Source organism: Achromobacter pulmonis (assembly GCF_021733725.1).
Taxonomy (GTDB): Bacteria; Pseudomonadota; Gammaproteobacteria; order Burkholderiales; family Burkholderiaceae_B; genus Achromobacter; species Achromobacter pulmonis.
Genome location: NZ_JAIFOT010000001.1, coordinates 92920 through 117356, shown reverse-complemented (window position 1 = coordinate 117356; position 24437 = coordinate 92920). Strand labels below are relative to the sequence as shown.

Here is a 24437-nt window from a genome sequence, read left to right as displayed (position 1 = left end):
AATATTCTGCAAGGAAGACCCTCATGACTGTTTCGCCTCTGCCCGTCCGCCTGGAAGCGGTGATTTTCGATTGGGCCGGCACGCTGGTCGATTTCGGCTCCTTCGCGCCGACCAAGGTGTTCGTCGACGCTTTCGCCGAGTTCGGCATGGAAGTCACGTTGGAGCAGGCCCGCGGCCCGATGGGCGTGGGCAAGTGGGACCACATCCGCGCGCTGTGCGACGAACCGCTCATCGCCAATCAATACCAGGCCCAATTTGGCCGCCTGCCGACCGATGACGACGTCACCGCCATTTACGAGCGTTTTCTGCCGATGCAGTTGGACAAAGTGGCGCAGTACTCGGCCGCCATCCCCGGCGCGGCCGAGCTGCTGCGCGCGTTGCGCCAGCGCGGCCTGAAGATCGGCTCGTGCTCGGGCTACCCCGGCAGCGTGATGCGGCGGGTGGTGGAACGCGCCGCCGGCGAAGGCCTGGCGCCCGACTGCATCGTCGCCAGTGACGACGTGCCGCGCGCGCGCCCGGCGCCGGCCATGGCGCTCAAGAACGTGGTGGAGCTGGGCCTGACCGACGTGGCCGGCTGCATCAAGGTCGACGACACCGCCCCCGGCATCGAGGAAGGCCGCCGCGCCGGCATGTGGAGCGTCGGCCTGCTGCTGTCGGGCAACGCCGCCGGCCTGACGCTGGACGAATACCTGAGCCTGGACGACGGCGGCCGCCTGGCGGCCCGCGAACGCGCCGGCCGCGAACTGTCGAGCGCCGCGCCGCACTACCTGATCGACACCGTGGCCGACCTGCCTGGCGTCATCGCCGATATCGAATCCCGCCTGGCGGCGGGACAGCGCCCCTGAGGTTGCGACCGCCGCCCCCGATCAACCCTTTTTTCGCCACGCACCGCGACGGGCCCGGGCCCACCGCGGCGACCCGACTCACCCTTTTTCCGCTCACCCACGGAGTACGTTCATGAAACGCTTCACGCTGCTTGCCCTGGCCGCCGCCTTCTCTGGTATCACCGGCGCCGCTTCCGCCGAAACCACGCTGACCGTCTACACGGCGCTGGAAGCCGACCAGATCAAGGCCTATCAGGCTGCCTTCGAGAAGGCCAATCCCGACATCAAGATCCAGTGGGTACGCGATTCCACCGGCATCATTACCGCCAAGCTGCTGGCGGAAAAGAGCAACCCCAAGGCCGACGTGATCTGGGGCCTGGCCGGCACCTCGCTGGGCCTGATGGACAAGGAAGGCATGCTGCAGCCCTACGCTCCCAAGGGCCTGGACCAGATCGCCGCCAACATGCGCGATGCCAAGGCCGAGCCCACCTGGGTCGGCATGGACGGATTTGCCGCCGCCATCTGCTTTAACACCGTCGAAGCCGAAAAGCAGAAACTGCCCAAGCCCGAATCGTGGCAGGACCTGACCAAGCCGGTCTACGCCGGCAAGATCGTCATGCCGAACCCGGCCTCGTCGGGCACCGGCTTCCTGGACGTCAGCGCCTGGCTGCAGATCTTCGGTGAAGAGAAGGGCTGGGCCTACATGGATGCCCTGCACAAGAACATCGGTTCGTACACGCACTCGGGTTCCAAGCCTTGCAATCTGGCCGCCGCCGGCGAATTCCCGATCGGCGTGTCGTTCGACTACCGCGCCGCCAAGCTCAAGGCCGATGGCGCGCCGGTCGAGGCCGTGTTCCCGTCGGAAGGCCTGGGCTGGGAAGTGGAAGCCACCGCCATCGTCAAGGGCACCAAGCACCTGGAAGCGGCGCGCAAGCTGGCCGACTTCTCGGCCAGCCGCGCGGCCAACGAACTGTACAAGGCCAACTTCGCAGTGCTGGCGATTCCCTCGATCGCCACGTCCAACCCCAATCTGCCGGCCGACCTGACCAAGCGCATGATCAAGAACGACTTCGTCTGGGCCGCCACCAACCGCGATCGCATCATTGCCGAGTGGACCCGCCGCTACGACGGCAAGTCCGAGCCCAAGAAGAAGTAATCGGGCCATCGCGGCGGCGATGCCGCCGCGGCAGGGGAGGCGCCCGGGCGGGCGCTTCCCGCGCAACCTCTCTGCCTTGTTTCTCAAATGAAAAAATTCGACGTAGTCGTGGTCGGCGCCGGCATGCTCGGCATCGCCCACGCCTGGGCCGCCGCCAAGCGCGGCCTGTCCGTGGCCGTGATCGAACGCAGCCGCCAGGCGCACGGCGCGACCATTCGCAACTTCGGCCAGGTGATCGTCACCGGCCAGGCGCCCGGCATGATGCTGTCGCACGCCCAGCAGGCGCGCGAACTATGGCTGGACCTGGCATCCAAGGCCGGCTTCCACGTGCGCGCCAATGGCGCGCTGGTGCTGGCGCGCGACACCGGCGAGGCCGACGTGCTGGAAGAGTTCGCCCAGACCCGCCTGCAACAGGAAGGCTATCGCGCCGAGCTGCTGTCGGGTCGCGACGTGGCGAAACTCTACGACGGCCGGCTGGCGCATCACTGCGCCGCGCTGCGCGGGCTGGACGACCTGCAGATCTACTCGCGCGAAGCGCTGCCGGCCATTACGCGCTACCTGGCCGAATCGCTGGGCGTCGAGTTCATCACCGGCACGCTGGCGCGTGCCGTCGAACAGGGCCAGGTCGCGACCACCGCGGGCGACTTTGCCGCTGCGCATGCTTTCGTCTGCCCTGGCCACGATTACCTGACGCTGCTGCCCGAACAGTTCGCGCCGCTGAACCTGGAGGTGACGCGTCTGCAGATGTTGCGCGCGGCTTTCGAGACGCGGCCAATGGCGCTGGACCGTCCGCTGCTGACCGGCCTGTCCTGCGTGCACTATGGCGCCTTCTCGGATTTGCCCTCGGCATTGGCGCTGCGCGAGCAGATCCAGGCGCGTACGCCGATGCTGCTGGAAAACGGCATCCATCTGCTGGTCAGCCCCACGCCCTACGGCGAACTGATCATTGGCGACTCGCACCGTTATGGCCAGGATGCCTTCCCGTTCAACGACGAGTCCGTCGACAATGCCATGCTGGACCTGGCGTCGCAGGCGCTGGGCGCGCGGCTGCGGGTGCTGGAGCGCTGGCAGGGCGTCTACGGCACGCACGGCCCGGCGCCGTTCTCGGTGCTGCCGGTGGATGCCGCGACTACCGTGGCGGTGATGCACTCGGGCGTGGGCATGACGGTCGGGCTGGCCATCGGCGAACGCACGGTCGCTGGCGCACTGGGCCGCTGATCCGCGGCAAGCCAAAGGAAAAGGGCTCGCGATCGCGAGCCCTTTTTTCATGCGTGCCGTGGCTTCAGAGCCGCTCCTGCATGATGCGGCGATACCACTCGTGGAAGTGCTGCATGCCGTCTTCCATGGGCGACTGGTACGGGCCGGTCTCGTTCACGCCGCGCAGCATCAGGGCCTTGCGGCCGGCGTCCATGCGCTCGGCGATCTCGTCGTCCTCGATCGCCGTCTCCATGTAGGCCGCGCGCTGCGCCTCGACGAATTCGCGCTCGAAGGCGGCGATTTCCTCGGGGTAGTAGAACTCGACCACGTTGACGGTTTCCTGCGGGCTCTTCGGGTACAGCGTCGACAGCACCAGCACGTGCGGATACAGCTCGATCATGTGGGTCGGGAAATACGTGACCCAGACCGCGCCGAAATCCGGCGCGTCGCCCTCGCGGAACGACAGCAGGCGGTCGTGCCATTGCTTGTAGACGTCCGAACCCGGCTGCGCCAGCGCGTTGTGCACGCCAACCTTCTGCAGGCTGTACCAGTCGTTGAATTCCCAGGTCAGGTCGTCGCAGGTGACGAAGCGGCCCAGGCCGGGGTGGAACGGGCCGACGTGGTAGTCCTCCAGATACACCTCGATGAAGGTCTTCCAGTTGTAGTTGCACTGGTGCACTTCGACATGGTCCAGCACGTAGTCGCCGAAGTCGAACTCGGGCCGCGCGAACAGCGGCGCCATGTCGGCGGCCGGGTCGCGCGGGCCTTCGAACAGCAGGCCGTGGCAATCGCGCAGGCGGAACTTCTGCAGGTTCATGCAGGGCGTGGTGTCGAATTGCGGCGCGCCCAGCAGCTCACCCTGGTTGTTGTAGGTCCAGCGGTGCAGCGGGCAGACGATGTTGCCGCCGGTAGCCTTGAGGCTGCCGTGCGAATTGCAATGACCGGTGACATCACCGGCTTCCCCGCCCAGCATCAATGCCTGGCGGTGGCGGCAGACATTTGAGATGAGTTCAACGCCCTGCTGGTTGCGAACCAGCACGCGCCCTCCATTTTCCTGGGCCAAGGTGCGCCAATCCCCGACCTCGGGCACCAGTTTCTGGTGGCCGACGTACAACGAGGATTGCTTGAAAATGAGTTCTTGCTCGCGGGCAAAGAGGGCTTCGTCAAAGTAAGCACTGACGGGTAGCTGGGTGCGAGCTGGCACAACATGTGCCATCCGACCGATGTCGGTCATGATTCCCTCCGCTCGGATGAAAATTTCCCCCAACGCCGCGCCCACTGCGTACTACGTACCCGGTGGGCTCACTGCCCTCAATGGGGGCCTCTTTCTGGGGCGGCCCGGCGTTAAAAAGCCAGGACGGCTTGAGCTTCGCCATCTTCCTGCCGCTTGGACGGTTTGCGATGCCGTTTGCAATGCGGTTTGCAGAAAAAGGGCTAAATCCGTTCTGGCGCGAAGAAAAATCGGTGTATGGCCGATCAAGTAAGCCGTCAATTGTACCCCAACCCTTTTCCCCACGCCCGTGAAGATCGGTGAAGCTTAGTGAAGATGCGGCCGGGGGGGGTTGACCCCGCGCAAAAGCGGAATAACCTTGCGCGCCGTAGGTTTTTCAGACCAGCCTGCGGGTGGCGGGATGGCGCCGCAACAGCCAGCTGCTGGCCGCGGACAGGGCGAACACCGCCACGGTCAGCAGTGGCACGATCCAGGCATCGCGCCGCTCACCGGTGAGCGCGCCAGCGCGGTGCGCCAGATCCAGGAACAAGGGGTGGATCAGATAAACCCCGAAGGTCAGCGGCGCCAGCGCAGCCAGGCGTGGCAGGCGCGGCGATGCGACGATGCACTGGAACGCCGCCAACGACATGAACGGCACGGTCAGGCTGAAATAGTCGTAGAAATACGTGTCCAGCGTCCGGTTGCTGGACAGGGTGTACACGCCCAGGGCCGTGGCCGCCACGCTGGCGCACAGTACCAGGGCAGGGCGTGGCACGCGCAATTCGCCATCGAAGATCTGGCGGCCCGCGACGAAATAGCCCAGGTAGGGCAGGAACCAGGTCAGGAAGAAACCGGGCTGCGCGCCCAGGGCGCGGCGATAGAGCGCATCCAGGATGGCCAGGCCCAGGATGCCCACGACCCATAGCGAGCGTGAGCGCGGCGTGCTGCGCGCATACAGCCGCCGCACCAGCGGCGCGAACAGGTACAGCCCCACGATCATGTAGAGGTACCAGAGGTGGTAATAGGGTTCGCCCTGGGCGACCTTGTGCGGCCAGAAGGAAAAATCGACGTGGCCGTCGTCCCACCAGTCCAGGCCGGTACGCCAGGCCAGGTAGAACAGGCTCCAGAACACCAGCGGCGTCAGGATTCGCGCCACGCGCTTGCTGTAGAAGCGGCGCGCGTCCTGCGGCTTGGCGGGATCGAGCAGCAGGGCGCCGCTGACCATCACGAACACCGGCACGCACCAGCGCGCGGCCGAATCATAGAGATTGGCGGCCAGCCAGGCGCCATTGCCGTACGCCGCCGGTTCACTGACGATCAGGGCGGCGCTGTGCAGCAGCACCACTGCCGCGGCGGCAAGCCAGCGGGCGGCATCCAGGCGGGCGTAGCGGTCATCGGTCAATGGCATCGGACTCCCGGAGACAAGTGGGGCGGGGCAGGGCACAACGGCCCGTCCTCGCTTTTCACCTTAGCAGCCAAGGCGGCGCGGGTACTGTATCCAGGGGTTAGGTTGCGCATGAAAAACCGACAGGGCCGCGCGGGCGCTGTCGGTCTGGGGCTACCGATGCCGGTTCGCGGGGCGCTGCGGTTTTCGCAAACGCCTCCGCGAACCTTTTGTCACGAAATGGCGGTGCCCATCATTGCAGCACGATATTGGCCTGTTTGATCAGCTGCGACACGATGGGTTGTTCGTTCTTGATCTGCTGGGCCAATTCGGTGGCGCTGCCGGTGCGCGGGTCGATACCCATATCCAGCATGCGTTTTTTCACCGCGTCATCCTTGAGCGTTTCGGCCAGGGCGGCCTGCAGCTTGTCCAGCACCGGCGCGGGCGTGCCCTTGGGGGCGACGAAACTGAACCAGGCCGTCATGTCGAAGCCCGCATAACCCTGCTCGGCCAGCGTCGGCAGCGTCGACTCGGTGGCCAGGCGCGTGGGGCTGGTGATGCCGAACACTTTGACCTTGCCGGCCTTCGCCTGCGGCATGCCGGTGGCGACCATGTCGAAGAACAGGTCCACGTCGCCGCTGATCAGGGCCGGCAGGGCCTGGGTCGCGCCCTTGAACGGCACATGCAGGATGTCGATGCCCGCGCGCTCCTTGAACAATTCACCGGCCAGGTGCGAGGAGGTGCCGGGGCCGAAGGTGGCGAAGGTCAGTTTGCCCGGGTGCTGCTTGGCGTAGGCGACCACGTCGGCGGTACTGTTGAAGGGCTGCTTGGGACTGGACAGCAATACCAGCGGGCCCACACCCACCATGCCGATCGGCGCGAAGCCGTCGGGGTCGTAGGGCAGTTCCTTGTACAGATAGCGGTTGGTCACCAGGGTGGAGTTGGTGGCCATCAGGATGGTGTAGCCGTCGGGCGCCTCGCGGGAGACAAAGGCGGCGCCGATCGAGGTGCCGGCGCCGGCCTTGTTCTCGACAATCATGGGCTGGCCCAGCGTCTTGGCCATGCGTTCGGCCAGCAGGCGGGTCAGCACGTCGGTGGCGCCGCCGGCCGGGAACGGCGACACGACCTTGATCGGGCGTGACGGGTAGGTGTCGGCCTGGGCGCCCAGGGCGGCGATGCCCAGCAGCAGGCCAGCCAGAAATTTGTAGCGTTTGCGAATCATGTTTTCCCCTTGGAATCGCGTGCGTGAGTGGAACCGTCGGGCCTGGCTTGGCCGTGGCCGGGACCCGCGGGGCGGGGCGGCGTAGGGCTTGCCAAGTCTCCTTGGATGTTTTAAATTCCGTAAAATGGAATTTAGTTTTGTTATTCGAAATAAACTATAAAAACGAAGCGAATAGAAATGCAATCTTTTTCTGACGCCAAGCGCAGGCCGCACCCCGCCGCCAAACCCGACCAGAAGCTGGAGTTGAGCGCCCCGGCCCGCCGCAAACGAGCCGGGGCGGTGGGCGAGGGGCCGGTATCGCCCGACTTCATCACGGCGCTGGCGCGCGGCCTGGAAGTGCTGCGTTGCTTCCGGCCGGGGGTGGCCGCGCTGGGCAACCTGGACCTGGCGCGCCTGACCAGCCTGCCCAAGCCCACCATCAGCCGCATTACCTATACCCTGACCGAGCTGGGCTACCTGCGCTACCACCCGGACACCGGCAAGTACTCGCCGGGATATGGGGTGCTGGCGCTGGGGTTCGGCCTGCTGGCAGGGCTCGAGGTGCGCGAACTGGCCAAGGCCTCGATGAGCGAGTTGGCGCGCGAGACCGGCGGCGCGGTGGCGCTGGGCGCATTCGACGGCGACGCCATGACATATGTCGAGGCCATCCACGGCTCGTCCGCCCTGTATCTGCGGCTGCCGGTCGGCTACCGCGCCAGCCTCGACAGCGCCATGGGCCGCGCCTATCTCGCCAGCCTGCCGCCGACGGCCTGCGCCGAGGTGCTGGAACGGCTGGGAGCGGCCGCGCCTTCGCCGCTGGCGATCGAGCGCGCCCGTGCCGAGTTGCGCGACACCGGCTGCTGCTTTGCCATCGGCGAATGGCAGTCCGGCATCAACGCCGTGGCGGTGCCGTTCGTGTCCGTGACGGGCGAGGGCGTGTTTGTCATGAGCTGCGGCGGGCCGGAAGGCCTGCTGCCTGACACCCGTCTGCGCAGCCAGGTGGCTCCCGCGTTGCGGGCCGCCATCGCGGGGCTGGCGGGCACGCCTGCCTGAGACCGGCGGCGCGGCGGGCCAAGGGCTGGTATCTCGTACAATTCACGGATTGATCCAACCCTAGCGCCCTCGGAGACCCGTTTGGCCAAACCTTCGCAAGCCGATCCGCAGACCGGCGACCAGCCCTTGCCCCAGGATTTCGAAACGGCCCTGGCCGAGCTGGAATCGCTGGTCGCGGCCATGGAAGACGGTTCGCTGCCGCTCGAGCAATCGCTGGCCGCCTACCGGCGCGGCGTGGCCTTGACGCGTGTCTGCCAGGAGCGGCTGGCCCAGGCCGAACAGCAGGTCAAGGTCCTCGAAGGGGACTTGCTGCGCCCGCTGGATCCTGCGGCGCTGGATGACGAATAAGAATCGGATGAAGCAAATTCAACTCGCTTTCCCGGAGTGGTTGCATGGCCGTGTGCGGCATGTCGAAGACGTGCTCGACGACCTCCTGCCCGCCGCCGACGCCGTGCCCGCCCGCCTGCATGAAGCCATGCGCTACGCCGTGCTCGGCGGCGGCAAGCGGGTGCGGGCCGCGCTGGTCTATGCCGCCGGCCAAGCCTGCCCGGTCAGCGGCAGCGTGCTGGCCGTCGAGGCCTCGCTGGACCGCGCCGCCGCCGCGGTGGAGCTGATCCACGCCTACTCGCTGGTGCATGACGACCTGCCCTGCATGGACGATGACGTCCTGCGCCGCGGCCGGCCCACCACCCACGTGCAATTCGACGAAGCCACCGCCATGCTGGCCGGCGACGCGCTGCAGCCGCTGGCCTTCGAACTGCTGGCCTCCATGCCCATCGCCCCCGCCTTGATCGTGCAGGCCACGCAGGCGCTGGCGCGCGCCGCGGGCAGCCAGGGCATGGCCGGCGGCCAGGCCATCGACCTGCTCAGCGTCGGCCACCGGCTGTCGCGCGACGAACTGCAACAGATGCACAGCATGAAGACCGGCGCCATGCTGGCCTGCAGTGTGGCGCTGGGCGGTATCGTCGCCGGCGCCAGCTCGGCCTCGCGCCAGGCGCTGGATGTGTACGCCCAGGCCATGGGCCTGGCGTTCCAGGTGGTGGACGACATCCTCGACGTGACCGCCGATTCCGCCAGCCTGGGCAAGACGCCGGGCAAGGACGCGGCCGAGAACAAGCCGACCTATGTTTCGCTGCTGGGCCTGGACGAGGCCCGCGCTTTCGCCGGTGAACTGCGCGAGGCCGCGCTGGCCGCGCTCGAGCCGTTGGGCGATGCCGGCAAGCGCCTGGCCGAACTGGCTGATTTCATCGTCCTTCGAGACCGCTGAACCGTGACCCGTCCGGGCTGGCCGCAGGCCGGGCATACGAACCCCATACAAGCATGACGACAGAATTACTGGACCGCATCCAATCCCCGGCAGACCTCAAGCGCCTGGATCGTCGCGAGCTCAAGCGGCTGGCCGATGAATTGCGCGGCTTCGTTCTGGAGTCGGTCTCCAAGACCGGCGGCCACCTGTCGTCCAACCTGGGCACGGTGGAACTGACGCTGGCCCTGCACCAGGTCTTCGATACGCCACACGACCGCATCGTCTGGGACGTGGGTCACCAGTCCTATCCCCACAAGATCTTGACCGGACGCCGCGCCGGCATGGCCAAGCTGCGCCAGCAGGGGGGCATCTCGGGCTTTCCCAAGCGCAGCGAATCCGAATACGACGCCTTCGGCACCGCGCACTCGTCCACCTCGATTTCGGCCGCGCTGGGCATGGCGGTGGCTTCGCGCAACGCCGGCGTGCAGCGCCAGCACATCGCTGTCATCGGCGACGGCGCGATGTCGGCCGGCATGGCGTTCGAAGCCATGAACAACGCCGGCGTCACCGCCAACATCAACCTGCTGGTGATCCTGAACGACAACGACATGTCGATCTCGCCGCCGGTGGGGGCGCTGAACCGCTACCTGGCGCGCCTGATGTCCGGCCGTTTCTATGCCGCCGCCAAGAACGTCGGCCGCGCCGTGCTGCAGCACGTGCCGCCGGTGCTGGAACTGGCGCGCCGCTTCGAGGAACACGCCAAGGGCATGGTCACGCCGGCCACCCTGTTCGAGGAATTCGGCTTCAACTACGTCGGCCCGATCGACGGCCACGACCTCGACGCGTTGGTGCCGACGCTGCAGAACCTGAAGGCGCTGCAAGGCCTGCAGTTCCTGCACGTGGTCACCAAGAAAGGGCAGGGCTACAAGCTGGCCGAGGCCGATCCGGTGCTGTATCACGGCCCCGGCAAGTTCGACCCCGCCGTCGGCATCCAGCAATCGAAGGCGCCGGGCAAGCGCACCTTCACGCAGGTGTTCAGCGACTGGCTGTGCGACATGGGCGAGCAGGATTCGCGCCTGGTCGCCGTCACCCCCGCCATGCGCGAGGGCAGCGGCCTGGTCGAATTCGAGAAGCGTTTCCCGCAGCGCTACTTCGACGTCGGCATCGCCGAACAGCACGCCGTGACCTTCGCCGGCGGCATCGCCTGCGAAGCGCAGAAGCCGGTGCTGGCGATTTACTCGACCTTCCTGCAGCGCGGCTACGATCAACTGATCCACGATGTGGCATTGCAGAACCTGGACGTCACCTTCGCGCTCGACCGCGCCGGCATCGTCGGCGCCGACGGCGCCACCCATGCCGGCAACTACGACACGGCTTTCCTGCGCTGCGTGCCCAACATGGTGGTGGCGACGCCGTCGGACGAAAACGAAGCCCGCCTGCTGTTGTCCACCTGTTATCAGTATCCCGGCCCGGCCTCGGTGCGCTATCCGCGCGGCGCGGGCTGCGGCGCGGCGGAAACGGCCGGCCTGGATACGGTCGAGCTGGGCCGCGGCGTGGTGCGGCGCGAAGGCCGCAGGATCGCCATCCTGGCTTTCGGCACGCTGTTGCAGCCGGCGCTGGCGGCGGCGGAAAAACTGGACGCCACGGTGGCCGACATGCGCTTCGTCAAGCCGATCGACCGCGCCCTGATCCTGGATCTGGCCAGCCGCCACGATGCGCTGGTGACGATCGAGGACGCCGCCATCATGGGCGGCGCCGGCAGCGCCGTGCTGGAAGTGCTGGCCGCCGAAGGCGTCTCCATCCCGGTGCTGCAGTTGGGCTTTCCCGACGAGTTCATCGACCACGGCGACCAGTTGGCGCTGCTGGCCGGGATCGGCCTGGATGCCGCTGGCATCGAGCAATCGATCCGCACCCGCTACACCTCGCTGCTGGCCTGATTGCTTGCATCCACGGACCGGACCTTGGGTTTGGTCCCTGGGGCGAAACAGTGTGTTCCGGCCCCGCCAGCCTACGAATGAAAGGGTTTTCCCTGGCGCTGGCGGGAGTTTGGGCGATAATGGCCCCCTCCTAAAGATTCCTGGGTCTGCGTGTTCACGCCACGCTCGTCGCCCAGACTGGTAAGCCGAAATGAATTCTCCGATCGACCCCGCCATCGTGATGCCTGACGTCCAGAGCTCGACGGACACGCGGCACATCCCGATCCAGCGCGTGGGCATCCGTGGCGTGCGCCACCCCATGCTCATCGAGAACGCCGACGGTACGCCCCAGGGCACCGTGGCCAACTGGACCCTGACGGTGGCGCTGCCCCCCGAAGAAAAGGGGACGCACATGTCCCGCTTCGTGGCGCTGTTGGAAAAATACCGCAGCACCCCCATGACGCCGACGCTGTTCCGCGCCATGGCGGCCGACATGCTGCCGCTGCTGCACGCCGAGCGCGGCGACATCACCGCGGCCTTCCCGTACTTCATCAACAAGTCGGCGCCGATCTCCGGCGTGCAGAGCCTGCTGGACTACGAAGTGCAGTGGATCGCCCGCGCCCAGGGCGATCGGGTCGAGTTCGAACTGGTGGTGCAGGTGCCGGTGACCAGCCTGTGCCCATGTTCCAAGGCCATCTCCGAATACGGCGCGCACAACCAGCGTTCGCACGTGACGGTGTCGGCGATCCTGGAATCCGACATCGGCATGGATGGCGTCATCCGCCTGATCGAAGACGAAGGCTCGTGTGAGCTCTGGGGCCTGCTCAAGCGCCCCGACGAGAAATTCGTCACCGAACGCGCTTACGACAATCCCAAGTTCGTCGAGGATCTGGTGCGCGACGTGGCCGCCCGCCTGAACGCGCATCCCGGCATCGCCCGCTATCGCGTCGAGGCCGAGAACTTCGAATCGATCCACAACCACTCGGCCTACGCCGTGGTGGAAGGCTGAGTCCTCCGTGCGGCATCCGGCGGCCAATGACTGGCCGCTCATCGCGCGCCTGCAAGGCTGGGAAGCGCGGCTGGCCGATCATCTGGCCGGCCGTGGTCGTTTGGGCGTGGCGCTCTACGAGTTCTTCCGCTTTGGCGTGAAGCAGGCCTGGGCCTGCCTGTTCGGCGGCCTGATGTGCGCGCTGTTGCTGGCCACGCATTGGTGGTATCCGCAAGATGCCTGGCTGGCGCGTTACGACTTCCTGACGTTGGCGGCGCTCGCCATCCAGGCCGCGCTGCTGGCGTTGCGCATGGAAACCTGGAACGAGGCCAAGGTCATCCTGATGTTCCATGTGGTCGGCACCGGCATGGAGCTGTTCAAGACGGCGGCCGGCTCCTGGATCTACCCCGAGGCCAGCGTGTTGCGCATCGGCGGCGTGCCGCTTTTCACCGGCTTCATGTACGCGGCGGTCGGCAGTTACCTGGCGCGGGTCTGGCGCCTGTTCGATTTCCGCTTCCGCGCCCACCCGCCGCTGGCCGCGACCGTGGCCTTGTCGGTGCTGATCTACGTGAATTTCTTCACGCACCATTTCATCGCCGACTTCCGCCTGGTGCTGTTCGGCCTGACGGCGCTGCTGTTCGCCCGTACCTGGGTCTACTTCCGCATCTGGCGCGACTACCGCCGCATGCCGCTGCTGCTGGGATTCGTGCTGGTGGCGCTGTTCATCTGGTTCGCCGAGAACATCGGCACCTTCGCCAACGCCTGGCGCTATCCCAATCAGGCGCACGGCTGGGAACTGGTGTCGATCGCCAAGCTGGGGTCGTGGTTCCTGTTGATGATCATCAGCTACGTAATGGTCAGCGTGGTCAGCCGGCCGCAGCCGATCGATGTTGCGGATGCGCCGCGCCCGGTGGGGGCGAACAACGCGTCCCCGGTTTCCTGAGCGCCGCTGGCTTGCGTCCAGCGATCCTATCGGCGATAATCGAGGGCTTTCTTGCTCGACCGCCCATGTTTTTTGGGCAGCGGGCTGCCCCTTGCTAGCCATACGCCTCGAAGAAAAAGACCAGTGATAGAGAAAGCACTGGAAAGCCGGAACAGCCGTGAAAACGGGTTGATGACGGTGTCAGGCGGACTGCCGGCAAGACATCCTCAAGGAGTTTTACTCATGCGTCACTACGAAGTGGTGTTTATCGTTCACCCCGACCAAAGCGAGCAAGTGCCCGCCATGGTCGAGCGTTACCAAGCGCTGGTCACGGGCCAAGGCGGCTCGGTGCACCGCCTGGAAGACTGGGGCCGCCGTCAACTGGCCTACCCGATCCAGAAGCTCGTCAAGGCTCACTACGTCTGCCTGAACATCGAGTGCGGCCAAGCCACGCTGGATGAACTGGAACACTCGTTCCGCTACAACGACGCCGTGCTGCGCCACCTGGTCATCAAGACCAAGAAGGCCCAGACCGCTCCCTCGATCATGATGAAGTCGGTCGAGCGCGAAGAAGCCCGCAAGGCTTCGGCCGAAGCTGTCGCGGCCCCGGCCGAGTAAGCAGGGCTCACGCGAGTAGCCCATCCCATGAAGTCCCCTCGGTGCCTGGCAGGATGAACAAGCTGGAACTCAGCGCCCGCGTTCTCGAATGCGAGCCTTTGCGCCACACGCCTGCCGGTTTGCCAGCCCTGGAAATGGTGCTGGCGCACGAATCTGAGGTCATCGAAGCCGGCCACCCGCGCCGTGTCGAACTGACGATCTCGGCCGTGGCACTGGGCGATCTGGCGTTGCTGTTGCAAGGAACGGCGCTGGGGTCCGAATTGCACGTGCAGGGGTTTCTGGCCCCGGTGCGCAAGGACTCGGTGAAGTTCAAGCTGCATCTGCAGCAGGCGCGTCGGATCAGCGGCAGCGCAGGGCGCGATCCGCTGGTGGCTTGACGGGAAAAGGGCAAGGGGCGCGTAAGCGCCGTCGGAATACGGATAGGTTATGGGGAGTCGGGCCCGATCAAGGCTGACCCGGTCCCCTCAAACATAGAGGCACATATCATGGCTTTCTTCGGAAAACGCAAGGAAAAACGCAAATTCACGCAGCAGAACCCGCTCTTCAAGCGTCGTAAGTTCTGCCGCTTCACCGCCGCCGGCGTCGAAGAGATCGACTACAAGGATCTCGACACCCTGCGCGACTTCGTGCAAGAAAACGGCAAGATCATCCCGGCTCGTCTGACCGGCACCAAGGCAATCTACCAGCGCCAGCTGGACACCGCCATCAAGCGCGCGCGCTTCCTGGCCCTGTTGCCTTACACCGACAACCACAACTAATCCGGGGCACTGAAATGCAAGTTATTCTGCTCGAAAAAGTCGTCAACCTGGGTAACCTCGGCGAAGTCGTCCGCGTGCGTGATGGCTACGCCCGCAACTTCCTGATTCCCCAGAAGAAGGCCCGTCGCGCAACCGACGCCGCCCTGAAGGAATTCGAAGCGCGCCGCGCCGAACTGGAAAAGATCCAGGCCGAGAAGCTGGCCGCCGCCCAGGCCCTGGGTGAGCGCGTCAACGGCTACCAGCTGAAGATCGTCCAGAAGGCTGGCGTCGACGGCCGCCTGTTCGGCTCGGTGACCAACGCCGACATCGCCGAAGGTCTGAAAAAGGCCGGTTTCGAAGGCATCGAAAAGGCCCAGGTGCGCATGGCCAATGGCCAACTGAAGGCCGTCGGCGAGTACCCGGTGCAGGTTGCCCTGCACGCCGACGTCCTCGTCGACGTCACCGTGCTGGTCGAAGGCGAACTGTCGTAAGCCTGACCCCGCGGTAGAAAAAAGCCGGCCCGCGTGCCGGCTTTTTTCTTTACGCCGGTTTTTCTTCGCGTTACCCGCCGCCATTTGCGTGTAGTCTTGCGGGCTGCACGCCTGTATCACACGTTGTTTCCTCCGAGGACCTCTTGACCCAGCCGCCCGTCCACCACAACGCCCCCGCCGGATTGCGCGCCTGGCTCGACAGCCTGGACGCCGACCGCGAGCCGTCGGTGCGCGATGCGACCATCGATGGCGTGCGCTGCATTATCAAGCGCCGGCGCCCGGGCCTGGCCAGTGGCGTGAGCTACGTGCTGCGTTATGCGCGCGCGTTGTTCCTGGGGCTGGGCTGCAAGCTGTTCCTGGGGGAATTTCCGCGGCCTGGCATCCTGCTGCGCAATGGGCTCGAACACGAGGCCCGGCGCCTGCGGCAACTGCTGCAGGCGGGTTGCCGCGTGCCCGAGGTCTGGTGGCAGGAAGACGGATTGCTGGTGCTGGAGTTCGTCGGCGAGGATCTGGCCGATTTGATCCGCAACGAAGACAACACCTCGCGCCTGTGGCTGACGCGCGCGGCCGCGACCGATCTGGCCGACTTCCACGGCCGCGGGCTGTGGCACGGCGGCGCCCAGATTCGCAACATCACCTTGCAAAATGGCGAGTTGTGGCGCATCGACTTCGAGGAAAACATCGGCTCGACCCTGTCGCGCCCGCTGGCCCAGGCCTACGACCTGTTCCAGATGCTGGCCTCGCTGGCGTCCTTGCGCAAGTTGCCCGATGAGGTCGGCCGTGCCTTGGGTAAACTGGCGCTCGAGGTCTATTTCGAGTGCAATCCCGACCCCGAGGTCAAGGCGCGCTTGCGCCGCCTGGCCCGGCTGATGTCTTTCATCGCCACGCCGCTGCGGCCGCTTTTGGGCCGTCTGCCGTCACGCGATGTGCAGGGTTTCTTCCGCGTTGCGGATATCCTGCAGCCGTTACTATTGAAGCCATGAATACTCCTGCCGATTCCCAGCTCGAATACCTGCGCGTTCCTCCCCATTCCATTGAGGCGGAACAATCGGTGCTGGGGGGCCTGCTGCTCGACAACGCCGCCTGGGACCGCATTGCCGACGTGCTGGTCGAAGAAGACTTCTATCGCCACGACCACCGGCTGATCTGGCACCACATTGCCCGGCTGATCGGCCTGGCCCGTCCGGCCGACGTCATCACCGTCCACGAATCGCTGGTCAGCGCCGGCAAGGCCGAGGACGCCGGCGGCTTGGCCTACCTGAACGCGCTGGCTCATAACACGCCGTCGGCCGCCAACATCCGCCGCTACGGCGAGATCGTGCGCGAGCGCGCCATGCTGCGCAAGCTGGTGTCTATCGCCGACGAGATCTCCTCGGCCGCCATGAATCCGCAGGGCAAGGAAGCGCGCCAGTTGCTGGACGAGGCCGAGTCCAAGGTGTTCCAGATCGCCCAGGAAGGCGCGCGCGGCGCCGCCGGCTTCCAGGAGATCCAGCCGCTGCTGACACAGGTGGTGGAACGCATCGACGAGCTCTACCACCGCGAAAGCACCTCCGACGTGACCGGCGTGCCCACTGGCTTTACCGATCTCGACAAGATGACTTCGGGCATGCAGGGCGGCGACCTGATCATCGTGGCCGGCCGCCCGTCCATGGGCAAGACCTCGTTCTCGATGAACATCGGCGAACACGTGGCTATCGAGGAAGGCCTGCCGGTGGCAGTGTTCTCGATGGAAATGGGCGCGGTGCAATTGGCCATGCGTATGCTGGGTTCGGTCGGCCTGCTGGACCAGCACCGCATGCGCACCGGCAAGCTGATCGCCGAGGACTGGCCGCGCGTGACCCACGCGGTGCAGCTGATGCAGGACGCGCAGGTCTACATCGACGAATCGCCTGCCCTCAGCCCGATGGAAGTGCGCGCCCGCGCGCGCCGCCTGGCGCGTCAGTGCGGCCAGCTCGGCCTGATCATCATCGACTACCTGCAGCTGATGTCGGGCAACGGCTCGGGCGAGAACCGCGCCACCGAAGTGTCGGAAATCAGCCGTTCGCTCAAGGGCCTGGCCAAGGAGCTGAACTGTCCGCTGATCGCGCTGTCGCAGCTGAACCGCAGCCTGGAGCAGCGTCCCAACAAGCGCCCCGTGATGAGCGACCTGCGCGAATCGGGCGCCATCGAACAGGACGCCGACGTGATCCTGTTCATCTACCGCGACGAGGTCTACAACCCCGATTCGCCGGACAAGGGCACCGCCGAGATCATCATCGGCAAGCAGCGTAACGGCCCGATCGGCACGGTGCGCCTGACCTTCCAGGGTTCGAGCACGCGCTTCCTGAACTTCTCTGGCGCGCAGCCGCGCGACATGTACTGAGGTGTGCCGCCCACAAAAAACGCGCCCTCGGGCGCGTTTTTTTGCTTGTGTGGCGGATTCACGCTTCCGTTTCGGGTCGCTTGCCGTAGCGCGCGGCCAGCACGCCGCAGACCATCAGCTGGATCTGGTGGAACAGCATCAGCGGCAGCACGATCGCGCCGACGGCATGGCCGGCGAACAGTACCTGGGCCATGGGAATGCCGCTGGCCAGGCTCTTTTTGGAGCCGCAGAACAGCAACGTGATGCGGTCCGGCAGGTTGAAGCCGAACACCTTGCCGGCCAGCGCCGACAGGCCCAGCGCCAGCGCCAGGATGACGGCGCAGCACACGACCAGGCCCAGCAGCGCCGGGACCGGCGTGGCGCTCCACAGGCCTTCGTTGATGGCTTCCGAGAACGCGGTGTAGACCACCAGCAGGATCGAGCCCTGGTCGACAAATTTCAGCATTGCCTTGCGCTTGTGCACCCAGGCGCCGATCCAGCGGCGCGCAACTTGCCCCAGCACGAACGGCAACAGCAGTTGCAGCATGATCTTGCCAACCGCGTCGAACGAGATCGGCGCGCTGCCGGCGTTGGCGACCACGGTGCCGACCAGCAACGGCGTCAGGAAGATTCCCAGCAGGCTCGAGGCCGAGGCGCTGCACACCGCCGCCGGGACGTTGCCGCGCGCCATGGAGGTAAAGGCGATGGCCGACTGCACCGTGGCCGGCAGGCAGCACAGGAACAGGATGCCGAGGTACAGCTCGGGCGTGACCAGTGGTTCCAACACCGGCTTGAGCGCCAGGCCCAGCAGCGGGAACATCAGGAAGGTGGCCGAGAAGATGGTGAGATGCAGCTTCCAGTGCGTGAGGCCGGCGATGATGGCTTCACGCGACAGGCGCGCGCCGTGCAGGAAGAACAGCAGGCCGACCGCGATGTTGGTGATCCAGCCGAACACCACCACGCCTTGCCCATGGGCGGGCACGATGCTGGCGATGATGACGGTGCAGATCAGGTAGAGGGTGAAGCGGTCGGGCAGGAGACGGACAAGGCGTGACATGGAGGGGGTAGAGGGGGGATGACGGAAAGCGGCGGCGCGCCGTGCGCGCCGGAATCGGGCCGTATTGTAGACGCGGGGGCGGGCAAGGCCGCGGGCAGGCCGGGGCGGGTGTCCGCCTGCCGGGCCTTTGCCGGCTCAGGGCGCCATGGCCAGGGCCAGGTCGAACGCGGCGATCAGCGAGGCCTGATCGGCCACGCCCTTGCCGGCGATATCGAAGGCGGTGCCGTGATCGACGCTGGTGCGCACGAACGGCAGGCCGACGGTGACGTTGACGCCATGGTCCACCCCCAGGTACTTCACGGGGATCAGGCCCTGGTCGTGGTACTGGGCCACCACGATGTCGAACTCGCCGCGGCGGGCGCGCATGAAGACGGTGTCGCCGGGCCAGGGGCCGCTGGCGTCGATGCCTTCGGCGCGCGCGCGGTCGATGGCCGGCGCGATGATGTCGAGGTCTTCGCGGCCGAACTTGCCGCCTTCGCCCGCGTGCGGATTCAGGCCCGCCACCGCCACGCGCGGCCGGGCGATGCCCATCTGGCGGCAGGCGCGGTCAGCCAGCCGCATGGCGGTCAACTCGGCTTCGGGGGTGATGCGCGCCATGACGTCCGCCAGTGCGACGTGGATGGTCACCAGCAGCACGCGCAGTTCGTCGTTGGCGAGCATCATGGCGAAGTCGCGGGTGCCGGAGCGCTCGGCCAGGATCTCGGTATGGCCGGGATAGTCGATGCCGCCGGCGTGCATGGATTGCTTGTTCAGCGGCGCCGTGACGATGGCGCGGATGCGACCGGCCCGGGCATCGTCGATGGCGGCGCAGACATAGTCATAGGCGGCGCGTCCGGCGGCGGCGTTGACCTCGCCATGAGGCAGGTCGGCCGGCAGGGCGGGGCCGCAGTTGACCACCTCGATGTGGCCGGCGTTGCCGTCGGCCTGGCCGACATGGGCGATCTCGCGGATCGCCAGGCGCGCGCCCAGCGCGGCGGCCGCGCGGCGCAGGGCGCCGGCATCGCCGTACACCACGCAAGGGGCATTCAGGCCCTGGGCGCAGGCCTTGACGACGATTTCGGGGCCGATGCCAGCGGCATCCCCCATGGTGATGCCCACGGGCGGGGGAGTGTTCAAGATGTGTTCCCGGTCGACGGCCTGGTGCGTTTACGGCTGCGCGTTCTTCGGCGGCTCGATCTCGCCGCATTCGAACGTGACGGTGGCGCGCTTGGAGCCCAGGCCGGTGGCATGGTTGGACGTAATGGCCGGCTTTTGCAGCTTGCGCCCGATGGATTGGCAGTACTGGTCGGCGCGCTGCAGCGCCTGGTTCTTGATTTCGACCCAGGTCAGCAGCTGCGTGCCGGAACTAAAGGTGACGCTGTAGGTGTTCTTGCCGGTGGACGTCACTTCGCTCATGCTGGAACAGGCGGCCAGCAGGGCGAGCAAGGCGGAGGCGAGGGCAAGGCGTGCGAACATGTTGGATCCGTGAAAGGCGACAAATCACATTACAACATTATGCCGCCCGGATCGGGCGGCCGTCACGACGCCGCGAATGTGGGCGCGAGGCGCCGGGCCACGCGGCGGGCGCTTCAGGGGGCGCCGACCGCGCTGCGGCGGTCGACCTTGCGGCTGAGCACGATGGAGGTCTGCGTCTGCTTCACGCCGTCGATCAGGCCGATGCGGTCGAGCAGTTCGTCCAACTGTTCATGGGTCTCGCAGCGCAGGAAGATCAGGTAGTCATAAGGGCCGCTGACCGACGACACCTCCTCGACCTCGGGCATTTTCTCCAGTTCGCGTATCACGGCCGCGGGGGTCTTGGGCAGCACGCTGATGAAGCAATAGGCGCGCACCGCGGCCTCTTCGAGCAGGCGTCCCAGGCGCACGCCGTAGCCCGCCACGATGTGTTCGCGTTCGAGACGGGCGATACGCGCCACCACCGTGGTGCGCGCCAGGCCGAGCTTGCGCGCCAGGATGGCGGCGGGTTCGCGGGCGTTGGCCTGCAGCAGGCTGAGCAGTTGCCGGTCGATGGCGTCTAGGCGTTGGTTCATGCGCCCGACCATACAGGCGCGGCGCGGCGCGCGTCAATGCGCGCGTCAGCCGTCGGATTCGGGCGGCAGGCCGCCGCGGTAGATCCGGCCGTCGAAGGCAAAGCGTGTGAGGGTCCTGGAGGCCGCGTCGAACACCCGGTCGCGGCGCGCGGCATCTTCCGGCCGCGGCGGCGACAACGTGAGGCGGCACAGGTCGGCGCCGCTGTCATAGCGCGCCGCCTGCACCAGGTCGCTGGCGCCGAACGCATGGACATGGTGGGCGAACTCGCGCAATTGCTCCATTTCGTGGAACGCGCCGCGGTCGCTGATCAAGCGCATGCCGAACTTGGTTTCTTCCTCGGGCGCCGGAACCGGCGCCGGGGATGGGGCAGGCATGTCGGGCGTGCCGTAGTCGAACTGCGCGCCGGCATCGCGCATCGCCGCCAGCACCTGCCGCCAGGCGGGTTCGTCCAGGGTCAGGCGGGCGGCCATCGCCAGCAGCCGTTGCCGGCCCAGGGCCCGCGGCTGCGGCCCGCCGACGTAGCTGGCCCATGGCACCGCTTCGTCCAGCCCGGCCAGTTCGGCCATTTGCGCGTCGTTGTAGCCCAGCCGTTCCTGCAGGCGCCGCAGCGAGGCCGCGTCGGGAGGCACATAATTGTCGATCGTCTTCATGGGTGTGCTCCGGTTGCGCCACACGCCGAGGGCGTGCCGCGCTACGCTTCATGCTAGCGCGGGCCGCCCGGCTTGCCCAGCACGGCGGCGCGCCCATGCTAGGATTCGCGCCGACTTCATTGCCAGGAGACTTACCCGTGGAAACCCAGGAACAAATCGCCGTCATCGTGCATACCATCTCGCATCAGGGCGGCCGTATCGACGCGCTCAATACGGCGCTGCTGACCATGCTGCACCTGGCCAAGGCCTCGCCCGGCCTGCGCGAAGCGATCGAAGCGCAGCTCGAACAGAACTATTCCAGCCTGCTGGCCCGTTCCGAGAATCCGCAATACGTGGCGGGTTTCGAGAGTGTGCGCGATCAGATCGTCGCGGCATTTAAATAGGACCCACAACCGCCGGAGTTACCCACAACTTCTGTGGACAAGCCTTGGGATAGAGCGGGCATAGGAAGCCTTTTTCCTTTGTTTACAAAGGCTTGTAAAGCACGGTCAAAATCGGCGCCCACAACGTGCGTGGATGCGCCGCAACAGGGGCCGGCAGAGGTCTCGCAAGCCGGGTAATATGCCGGCCCATGCGGAATCAGTATCCATTGCAAGACCGGGGCCGTGGCCTCGCGGCCCGGGTCTCGGAAGCGGCAAAGCTGGCGGCGTTCGACCCCGGCAAGCTCTCCCCCGAGGCGCGCCAGAGCTGGGAGCGCCTGGGCCATGGCTTCAAGGCCTGGCATGACTTCGACCAGCGCCATCCGGTCCTGCGGCGCTTGGCGCTGCTGCCCTTCATCGGCCGGTTGTATCGCAAGGCGCGCCGCCGCCACGTACTGCGGGCCAACGGCGAGCTGGTGTTCTGAGCCGCGCCTTCAACGCTGCCGCCGGCGCGCATACAGGTGGTAAGCCAGCCATACCGCGGCCCCGATGGCGACCGCCACCGCCAGCTTGGTTTCAACGCCGTGCATGCGGCCGAGCAGGGACTCGATGGTCTGCCCGAACACATAGCCCAACAGGCTGAAGCACACCGCCCAGATGGCGGCGGCGATGGCGTTGAGCACCAGGAAGCGCATGGGTGAGACCTGCGACACGCCCAGCGCGACGGGCCCCACCGTGCGCAGGCCGTACAGGAAGCGCAGCGCCAGGATGAACCCGTGCGGATAGCGGTCGATGGCCGCCAGCGCCTTGCCGAACGCGGGTTGGGCGCGGATCCGCCGCACGTAGCGGTGCTCGCGGTATCGCCGGCCCAGGAGAAACAGGCCCTGGTCGGCCAGGAATGAGCCGGCGAATGCGCACAGCATGACGTAGGGCAGGTGCAGCAGCCGCTGGTGCGACAGGAAGCCCGCCAGCACCACCACGCTTTCACCCTCGAGCAGCGTTCCGCCCAGCACGGCCCACAGGCCGTAGTCGATGATGAACTGGTGCAAGTGCGGGTTCATGACTGGCGTTCGCTCACGATGCGCGCCAGCGTGGCCAAGGCCCGCGCCAGCTCGGGGGAATGGCGCTGGCCGCAGCTGATGCGCAGGAAATGGTTGTAGCGCGTACTGTTGGAGAACATGGCGCCTGGCGCCACCCGTATCCCCTGACGCAGGGCCGCCTCGAACACTTCCAGTCCCGAGCGGCCGTCCGGCATTTCCACCCACAGCAGCATGCCGCCGCGGGGCACGCTCAGGCGCGTGCCCGCCGGGAAATGCGCAGCGATGGCCTCGGCGGTCTGGTCGCGCTGTGTCTTCAATTGCCGGCGCAATCGCGTCAGGTGGCGGTCATACGCGCGCGAACCGAGGTAGTCGGCCACCGCCATCTGTGCCAGCGGTTCATTGGGCCGGCTCTGCGCGAATTTCAGCATGGCGATGCGGGCTTTCCAGCGGCCTCCCAGCAGCCAGCCCAGGCGCATGCCCGGCGCCAGTGTCTTGTGCAGCGATGAGCAATAAATGACGTTGCCGGTCGGGTCCCAGGACTTGGCCGCCGCCAGCGGCGTGTCGTCGTCGTTCAAGGCGCCATAGGTGTCGTCCTCGATCAGCGGCACCTGCTGGCGCTCGCACAGGGCCACCAGGCGGGCCTTTTCGGCATCGGGCATGACGCAACCCAGCGGATTCTGGAAATTCGGCACCACCACCACCGCGCGGATGTTGCCATGGGTCTGGAAGGCCAGGTCCAGCGCCTCGATGGACAGGCCGTGCTGTGGGCTGGTGGGGATCTCCAGGGCGCGCATGCCCAGGCTTTCCAGGATCTGCAGCAGGCCGAAGTAGGTGGGCGATTCGACGGCGATGGTGTCGCCCGGACGCGCCACCGCGCGCAACGCCAGGTTTAGGGCCTCGATGCAGCCGTGCGTGACGATCACGTCATCGGGCGTGGCATTGATGCCGTTGGCCAGGGCGCGCCGCGCCAGCACCGCGCGCAGGTGCGGATGACCTTGCGGCGGCACCGGGCTGACCAGCACGTGGGGCGAATGTCGCAGCGTGCGGATCATCGCTTGCTTCAGTTCTTCCATCGGGTAGGCCTCGGGCACCGCCGCGGCCAGCGCAAAATTGGCGCTGACCGGGTGGGCTTCGCATTTGGCGATGAAATCCGAGACGCGGTCATGGATGCCGACATACTGGGCGCTGCCCAGGGCCTGGCGGATATCCGGCTCATCGACGGGCGGGATGCTGTTGCGGCGCGGCTTGAGGACGAAATAGCCGGAACGCGGGCGGGCCTCGATCAGCCCGTCGTCCTCGAGCAGCCGGCAAGCCTGCAGCGCGGTGGAGAGGCTGACTTGGTGAGTGCGCACCAGGGCGCGCACCGACGGCATGCGCTGCGCCGGGGCCAGGACCCCGGTCTGGATGGCGCGCCGGTAATGGTTCGCCAAGCGTAGATATAGCGGTTGCGGGTCCATGCGCCGATCATGCTCCCTAGGGTGGGTTTGAGGGTAGGCACAGATTTCCGCAAAATACACCATAACAGTGCTGAAATCGATAGGCTGCATCGGTACAGAAAGGGGAATTGTGTGGCTGTTGCGCAAAGCAGGGCTGGCGCAGACTGTCGGGGTCAGATTGGAGATACCCATGGCCCTTTTTCCTGCCCCTCAGCCGCACGCGCAACGTTTCGAACTTCTCTGCGGCGCCAGCCGCCCGCTCCGCCTGCGAGCCGGGGCGACCGTGGTTTGCGTCAGCGGCAGCCTGGTGGTGGCCGAGCCGCCGTATCGGTCGGAACTGCCGCACGGCAGGTATCTGGCGCCTCCCGCGCGCCTGCATGCGGGCGAGAGCCACTATCTGGCCGAGCGGGCGTCGGTGATCCTGACCGCCCTGGTCCGGGCCGAAGTGATCTGCCTGCAACCGCCCGGCGCGATAGCCCGGATTTTGGCCTTCGCCGCCCGCCTGCCGGGCCTGGCAGACAAAAATAATGGCCCTGGTGGCGTCGGTGCGCTGCACAAGATTTCAAAATGATGTATGATTCAC

28 protein-coding genes are annotated in these 24437 nt (G+C 66.4%); 18 read left to right on the top strand and 10 right to left on the bottom strand.

Translation table 11 applies throughout. The annotated features are described in order from the left end of the window. Nucleotides 1–23: 23 nt before the first annotated feature. The 3 genes from phnX (at nucleotide 24) to K2W61_RS00590 (ending at nucleotide 3198) form a co-directional block, all read left to right on the top strand. Nucleotides 24–845 (top strand): phosphonoacetaldehyde hydrolase, encoded by an 822-nt coding sequence (gene phnX, locus K2W61_RS00600; protein WP_175132486.1) that lies wholly within the window; start codon nucleotides 24–26, stop codon nucleotides 843–845. 112 nt (nucleotides 846–957) lie between these two features. Then, complete coding sequence (locus K2W61_RS00595; RefSeq protein ID WP_175132487.1) at nucleotides 958–1980, top strand: putative 2-aminoethylphosphonate ABC transporter substrate-binding protein; 1023 nt, start codon at nucleotides 958–960, stop codon at nucleotides 1978–1980. Nucleotides 1981–2067: 87 nt separating this feature from the next. Beyond that, nucleotides 2068–3198 carry a TIGR03364 family FAD-dependent oxidoreductase gene (locus K2W61_RS00590; RefSeq protein ID WP_175132488.1) on the top strand — a complete coding sequence of 377 codons (1131 nt, stop codon included), beginning with the start codon at nucleotides 2068–2070 and terminating at the stop codon, nucleotides 3196–3198. A gap of 64 nt (nucleotides 3199–3262) precedes the next feature. On the opposite strand, the gene K2W61_RS00585 is transcribed toward K2W61_RS00590, so the two are convergent. The 3 genes from K2W61_RS00585 to K2W61_RS00575 form a co-directional block, all read right to left on the bottom strand. Beyond that, nucleotides 3263–4411 carry an aromatic ring-hydroxylating oxygenase subunit alpha gene (locus tag K2W61_RS00585; RefSeq protein ID WP_175132489.1) on the bottom strand — a complete coding sequence of 383 codons (1149 nt, stop codon included), beginning with the start codon at nucleotides 4409–4411 and terminating at the stop codon, nucleotides 3263–3265. A gap of 373 nt (nucleotides 4412–4784) precedes the next feature. After that, nucleotides 4785–5795 carry an acyltransferase gene (locus tag K2W61_RS00580; RefSeq protein WP_236754931.1) on the bottom strand — a complete coding sequence of 337 codons (1011 nt, stop codon included), beginning with the start codon at nucleotides 5793–5795 and terminating at the stop codon, nucleotides 4785–4787. Between the two features lie 229 nt (nucleotides 5796–6024). Then, complete coding sequence (locus tag K2W61_RS00575; RefSeq protein ID WP_175132491.1) at nucleotides 6025–6993, bottom strand: Bug family tripartite tricarboxylate transporter substrate binding protein; 969 nt, start codon at nucleotides 6991–6993, stop codon at nucleotides 6025–6027. A gap of 177 nt (nucleotides 6994–7170) precedes the next feature. On the opposite strand from K2W61_RS00575, the gene K2W61_RS00570 reads away from it, so the two are divergent. From K2W61_RS00570 to K2W61_RS00515, 12 genes are all read left to right on the top strand, one after another. Continuing rightward, the gene (locus K2W61_RS00570; RefSeq protein ID WP_236754930.1) at nucleotides 7171–8025 is read left to right on the top strand and encodes an IclR family transcriptional regulator; all 855 of its coding nucleotides are present in this window, start codon (nucleotides 7171–7173) and stop codon (nucleotides 8023–8025) included. A gap of 81 nt (nucleotides 8026–8106) precedes the next feature. Further along, a complete protein-coding gene (locus tag K2W61_RS00565; protein WP_175132492.1) occupies nucleotides 8107–8373 on the top strand; it encodes an exodeoxyribonuclease VII small subunit in 267 nt (88 codons plus the stop codon). 7 nt (nucleotides 8374–8380) lie between these two features. Continuing rightward, nucleotides 8381–9292 carry a polyprenyl synthetase family protein gene (locus K2W61_RS00560; RefSeq protein ID WP_175132493.1) on the top strand — a complete coding sequence of 304 codons (912 nt, stop codon included), beginning with the start codon at nucleotides 8381–8383 and terminating at the stop codon, nucleotides 9290–9292. A 53-nt stretch (nucleotides 9293–9345) separates the two neighbouring features. After that, nucleotides 9346–11208, top strand: a complete 1863-nt coding sequence (gene dxs, locus K2W61_RS00555) for a 1-deoxy-D-xylulose-5-phosphate synthase (RefSeq protein ID WP_175132494.1) — start codon at nucleotides 9346–9348, stop codon at nucleotides 11206–11208. Between the two features lie 190 nt (nucleotides 11209–11398). Further along, complete coding sequence (gene folE2, locus K2W61_RS00550) at nucleotides 11399–12196, top strand: GTP cyclohydrolase FolE2 (RefSeq protein ID WP_175132495.1); 798 nt, start codon at nucleotides 11399–11401, stop codon at nucleotides 12194–12196. A gap of 7 nt (nucleotides 12197–12203) precedes the next feature. Beyond that, nucleotides 12204–13118 (top strand): DUF817 domain-containing protein, encoded by a 915-nt coding sequence (locus K2W61_RS00545; RefSeq protein ID WP_175132496.1) that lies wholly within the window; start codon nucleotides 12204–12206, stop codon nucleotides 13116–13118. 222 nt (nucleotides 13119–13340) lie between these two features. Then, nucleotides 13341–13715, top strand: a complete 375-nt coding sequence (gene rpsF / locus K2W61_RS00540) for a 30S ribosomal protein S6 (RefSeq protein ID WP_175132497.1) — start codon at nucleotides 13341–13343, stop codon at nucleotides 13713–13715. A 53-nt stretch (nucleotides 13716–13768) separates the two neighbouring features. Continuing rightward, a complete protein-coding gene (priB, locus tag K2W61_RS00535) occupies nucleotides 13769–14092 on the top strand; it encodes a primosomal replication protein N (protein WP_063581871.1) in 324 nt (107 codons plus the stop codon). Between the two features lie 108 nt (nucleotides 14093–14200). Next, nucleotides 14201–14473, top strand: a complete 273-nt coding sequence (gene rpsR, locus K2W61_RS00530) for a 30S ribosomal protein S18 (RefSeq protein WP_006218308.1) — start codon at nucleotides 14201–14203, stop codon at nucleotides 14471–14473. A 14-nt stretch (nucleotides 14474–14487) separates the two neighbouring features. Next, on the top strand, nucleotides 14488–14943 hold the full coding sequence (gene rplI, locus K2W61_RS00525; RefSeq protein ID WP_175132498.1) for a 50S ribosomal protein L9: 456 nt from the start codon (nucleotides 14488–14490) through the stop codon (nucleotides 14941–14943). Between the two features lie 143 nt (nucleotides 14944–15086). Continuing rightward, nucleotides 15087–15926 carry an RIO1 family regulatory kinase/ATPase domain-containing protein gene (locus K2W61_RS00520; protein ID WP_236754929.1) on the top strand — a complete coding sequence of 280 codons (840 nt, stop codon included), beginning with the start codon at nucleotides 15087–15089 and terminating at the stop codon, nucleotides 15924–15926. Then, complete coding sequence (locus tag K2W61_RS00515; protein WP_006388372.1) at nucleotides 15923–17305, top strand: replicative DNA helicase; 1383 nt, start codon at nucleotides 15923–15925, stop codon at nucleotides 17303–17305. Before K2W61_RS00520 ends, K2W61_RS00515 begins: the two co-directional genes overlap by 4 nt. 58 nt (nucleotides 17306–17363) lie before the next feature. On the opposite strand, the gene K2W61_RS00510 is transcribed toward K2W61_RS00515, so the two are convergent. The 5 genes from K2W61_RS00510 to K2W61_RS00490 form a co-directional block, all read right to left on the bottom strand. Further along, nucleotides 17364–18341, bottom strand: coding sequence for a bile acid:sodium symporter family protein (locus tag K2W61_RS00510; protein WP_175132500.1), 978 nt, complete (start codon nucleotides 18339–18341; stop codon nucleotides 17364–17366). 135 nt (nucleotides 18342–18476) lie between these two features. Continuing rightward, nucleotides 18477–19457 (bottom strand): 4-hydroxythreonine-4-phosphate dehydrogenase PdxA, encoded by a 981-nt coding sequence (gene pdxA, locus K2W61_RS00505; protein WP_175132501.1) that lies wholly within the window; start codon nucleotides 19455–19457, stop codon nucleotides 18477–18479. Nucleotides 19458–19487: 30 nt separating this feature from the next. Then, nucleotides 19488–19796 (bottom strand): hypothetical protein, encoded by a 309-nt coding sequence (locus K2W61_RS00500; protein ID WP_175132502.1) that lies wholly within the window; start codon nucleotides 19794–19796, stop codon nucleotides 19488–19490. Nucleotides 19797–19909: 113 nt separating this feature from the next. Further along, nucleotides 19910–20368, bottom strand: a complete 459-nt coding sequence (locus K2W61_RS00495) for an Lrp/AsnC family transcriptional regulator (protein ID WP_175132503.1) — start codon at nucleotides 20366–20368, stop codon at nucleotides 19910–19912. 45 nt (nucleotides 20369–20413) lie between these two features. Further along, nucleotides 20414–21019 carry a hypothetical protein gene (locus K2W61_RS00490; RefSeq protein ID WP_236754928.1) on the bottom strand — a complete coding sequence of 202 codons (606 nt, stop codon included), beginning with the start codon at nucleotides 21017–21019 and terminating at the stop codon, nucleotides 20414–20416. A 137-nt stretch (nucleotides 21020–21156) separates the two neighbouring features. Between K2W61_RS00490 and K2W61_RS00485 the strand changes: the two genes are divergently transcribed. Then, complete coding sequence (locus tag K2W61_RS00485) at nucleotides 21157–21402, top strand: hypothetical protein (RefSeq protein ID WP_175132505.1); 246 nt, start codon at nucleotides 21157–21159, stop codon at nucleotides 21400–21402. A 206-nt stretch (nucleotides 21403–21608) separates the two neighbouring features. Beyond that, a complete protein-coding gene (locus K2W61_RS00480) occupies nucleotides 21609–21863 on the top strand; it encodes a hypothetical protein (protein ID WP_236754927.1) in 255 nt (84 codons plus the stop codon). A gap of 9 nt (nucleotides 21864–21872) precedes the next feature. Here the strand turns inward: K2W61_RS00480 and K2W61_RS00475 are convergent, their stop codons facing one another. Next, complete coding sequence (locus K2W61_RS00475) at nucleotides 21873–22439, bottom strand: DedA family protein (RefSeq protein ID WP_175132507.1); 567 nt, start codon at nucleotides 22437–22439, stop codon at nucleotides 21873–21875. Continuing rightward, nucleotides 22436–23875 carry an aminotransferase-like domain-containing protein gene (locus K2W61_RS00470; protein WP_175132508.1) on the bottom strand — a complete coding sequence of 480 codons (1440 nt, stop codon included), beginning with the start codon at nucleotides 23873–23875 and terminating at the stop codon, nucleotides 22436–22438. Before K2W61_RS00470 ends, K2W61_RS00475 begins: the two co-directional genes overlap by 4 nt. Before the next feature lie 169 nt (nucleotides 23876–24044). Here K2W61_RS00470 and K2W61_RS00465 point away from each other — a divergent pair, with 169 nt between their 5' ends. After that, nucleotides 24045–24425, top strand: coding sequence for a hypothetical protein (locus K2W61_RS00465; RefSeq protein ID WP_175140834.1), 381 nt, complete (start codon nucleotides 24045–24047; stop codon nucleotides 24423–24425). Nucleotides 24426–24437: the final 12 nt, after the last annotated feature.

Bases quoted from the DNA above. Each gene is read 5' to 3' on its own strand.
- K2W61_RS00465 (WP_175140834.1), top strand. From the start codon at position 24,045: ATGGCCCTTTTTCCTGCCCCTCAGCCGCACGCGCAACGTTTCGAACTT.
- rplI (WP_175132498.1), top strand. From the start codon at position 14,488: ATGCAAGTTATTCTGCTCGAAAAAGTCGTCAACCTGGGTAACCTCGGC.
- dxs (WP_175132494.1), top strand. From the start codon at position 9,346: ATGACGACAGAATTACTGGACCGCATCCAATCCCCGGCAGACCTCAAG.
- K2W61_RS00585 (WP_175132489.1), bottom strand. From the start codon at position 4,411: ATGACCGACATCGGTCGGATGGCACATGTTGTGCCAGCTCGCACCCAG.
- K2W61_RS00590 (WP_175132488.1), top strand. From the start codon at position 2,068: ATGAAAAAATTCGACGTAGTCGTGGTCGGCGCCGGCATGCTCGGCATC.
- rpsR (WP_006218308.1), top strand. From the start codon at position 14,201: ATGGCTTTCTTCGGAAAACGCAAGGAAAAACGCAAATTCACGCAGCAG.
- K2W61_RS00575 (WP_175132491.1), bottom strand. From the start codon at position 6,993: ATGATTCGCAAACGCTACAAATTTCTGGCTGGCCTGCTGCTGGGCATC.
- K2W61_RS00510 (WP_175132500.1), bottom strand. From the start codon at position 18,341: ATGTCACGCCTTGTCCGTCTCCTGCCCGACCGCTTCACCCTCTACCTG.
- phnX (WP_175132486.1), top strand. From the start codon at position 24: ATGACTGTTTCGCCTCTGCCCGTCCGCCTGGAAGCGGTGATTTTCGAT.
- K2W61_RS00475 (WP_175132507.1), bottom strand. From the start codon at position 22,439: ATGAACCCGCACTTGCACCAGTTCATCATCGACTACGGCCTGTGGGCC.
- K2W61_RS00570 (WP_236754930.1), top strand. From the start codon at position 7,171: ATGCAATCTTTTTCTGACGCCAAGCGCAGGCCGCACCCCGCCGCCAAA.
- K2W61_RS00595 (WP_175132487.1), top strand. From the start codon at position 958: ATGAAACGCTTCACGCTGCTTGCCCTGGCCGCCGCCTTCTCTGGTATC.
- K2W61_RS00490 (WP_236754928.1), bottom strand. From the start codon at position 21,019: ATGAAGACGATCGACAATTATGTGCCTCCCGACGCGGCCTCGCTGCGG.
- K2W61_RS00500 (WP_175132502.1), bottom strand. From the start codon at position 19,796: ATGTTCGCACGCCTTGCCCTCGCCTCCGCCTTGCTCGCCCTGCTGGCC.
- K2W61_RS00580 (WP_236754931.1), bottom strand. From the start codon at position 5,795: ATGCCATTGACCGATGACCGCTACGCCCGCCTGGATGCCGCCCGCTGG.
- K2W61_RS00515 (WP_006388372.1), top strand. From the start codon at position 15,923: ATGAATACTCCTGCCGATTCCCAGCTCGAATACCTGCGCGTTCCTCCC.
- rpsF (WP_175132497.1), top strand. From the start codon at position 13,341: ATGCGTCACTACGAAGTGGTGTTTATCGTTCACCCCGACCAAAGCGAG.
- K2W61_RS00470 (WP_175132508.1), bottom strand. From the start codon at position 23,875: ATGGACCCGCAACCGCTATATCTACGCTTGGCGAACCATTACCGGCGC.
- K2W61_RS00560 (WP_175132493.1), top strand. From the start codon at position 8,381: ATGAAGCAAATTCAACTCGCTTTCCCGGAGTGGTTGCATGGCCGTGTG.
- priB (WP_063581871.1), top strand. From the start codon at position 13,769: ATGAACAAGCTGGAACTCAGCGCCCGCGTTCTCGAATGCGAGCCTTTG.
- folE2 (WP_175132495.1), top strand. From the start codon at position 11,399: ATGAATTCTCCGATCGACCCCGCCATCGTGATGCCTGACGTCCAGAGC.
- K2W61_RS00495 (WP_175132503.1), bottom strand. From the start codon at position 20,368: ATGAACCAACGCCTAGACGCCATCGACCGGCAACTGCTCAGCCTGCTG.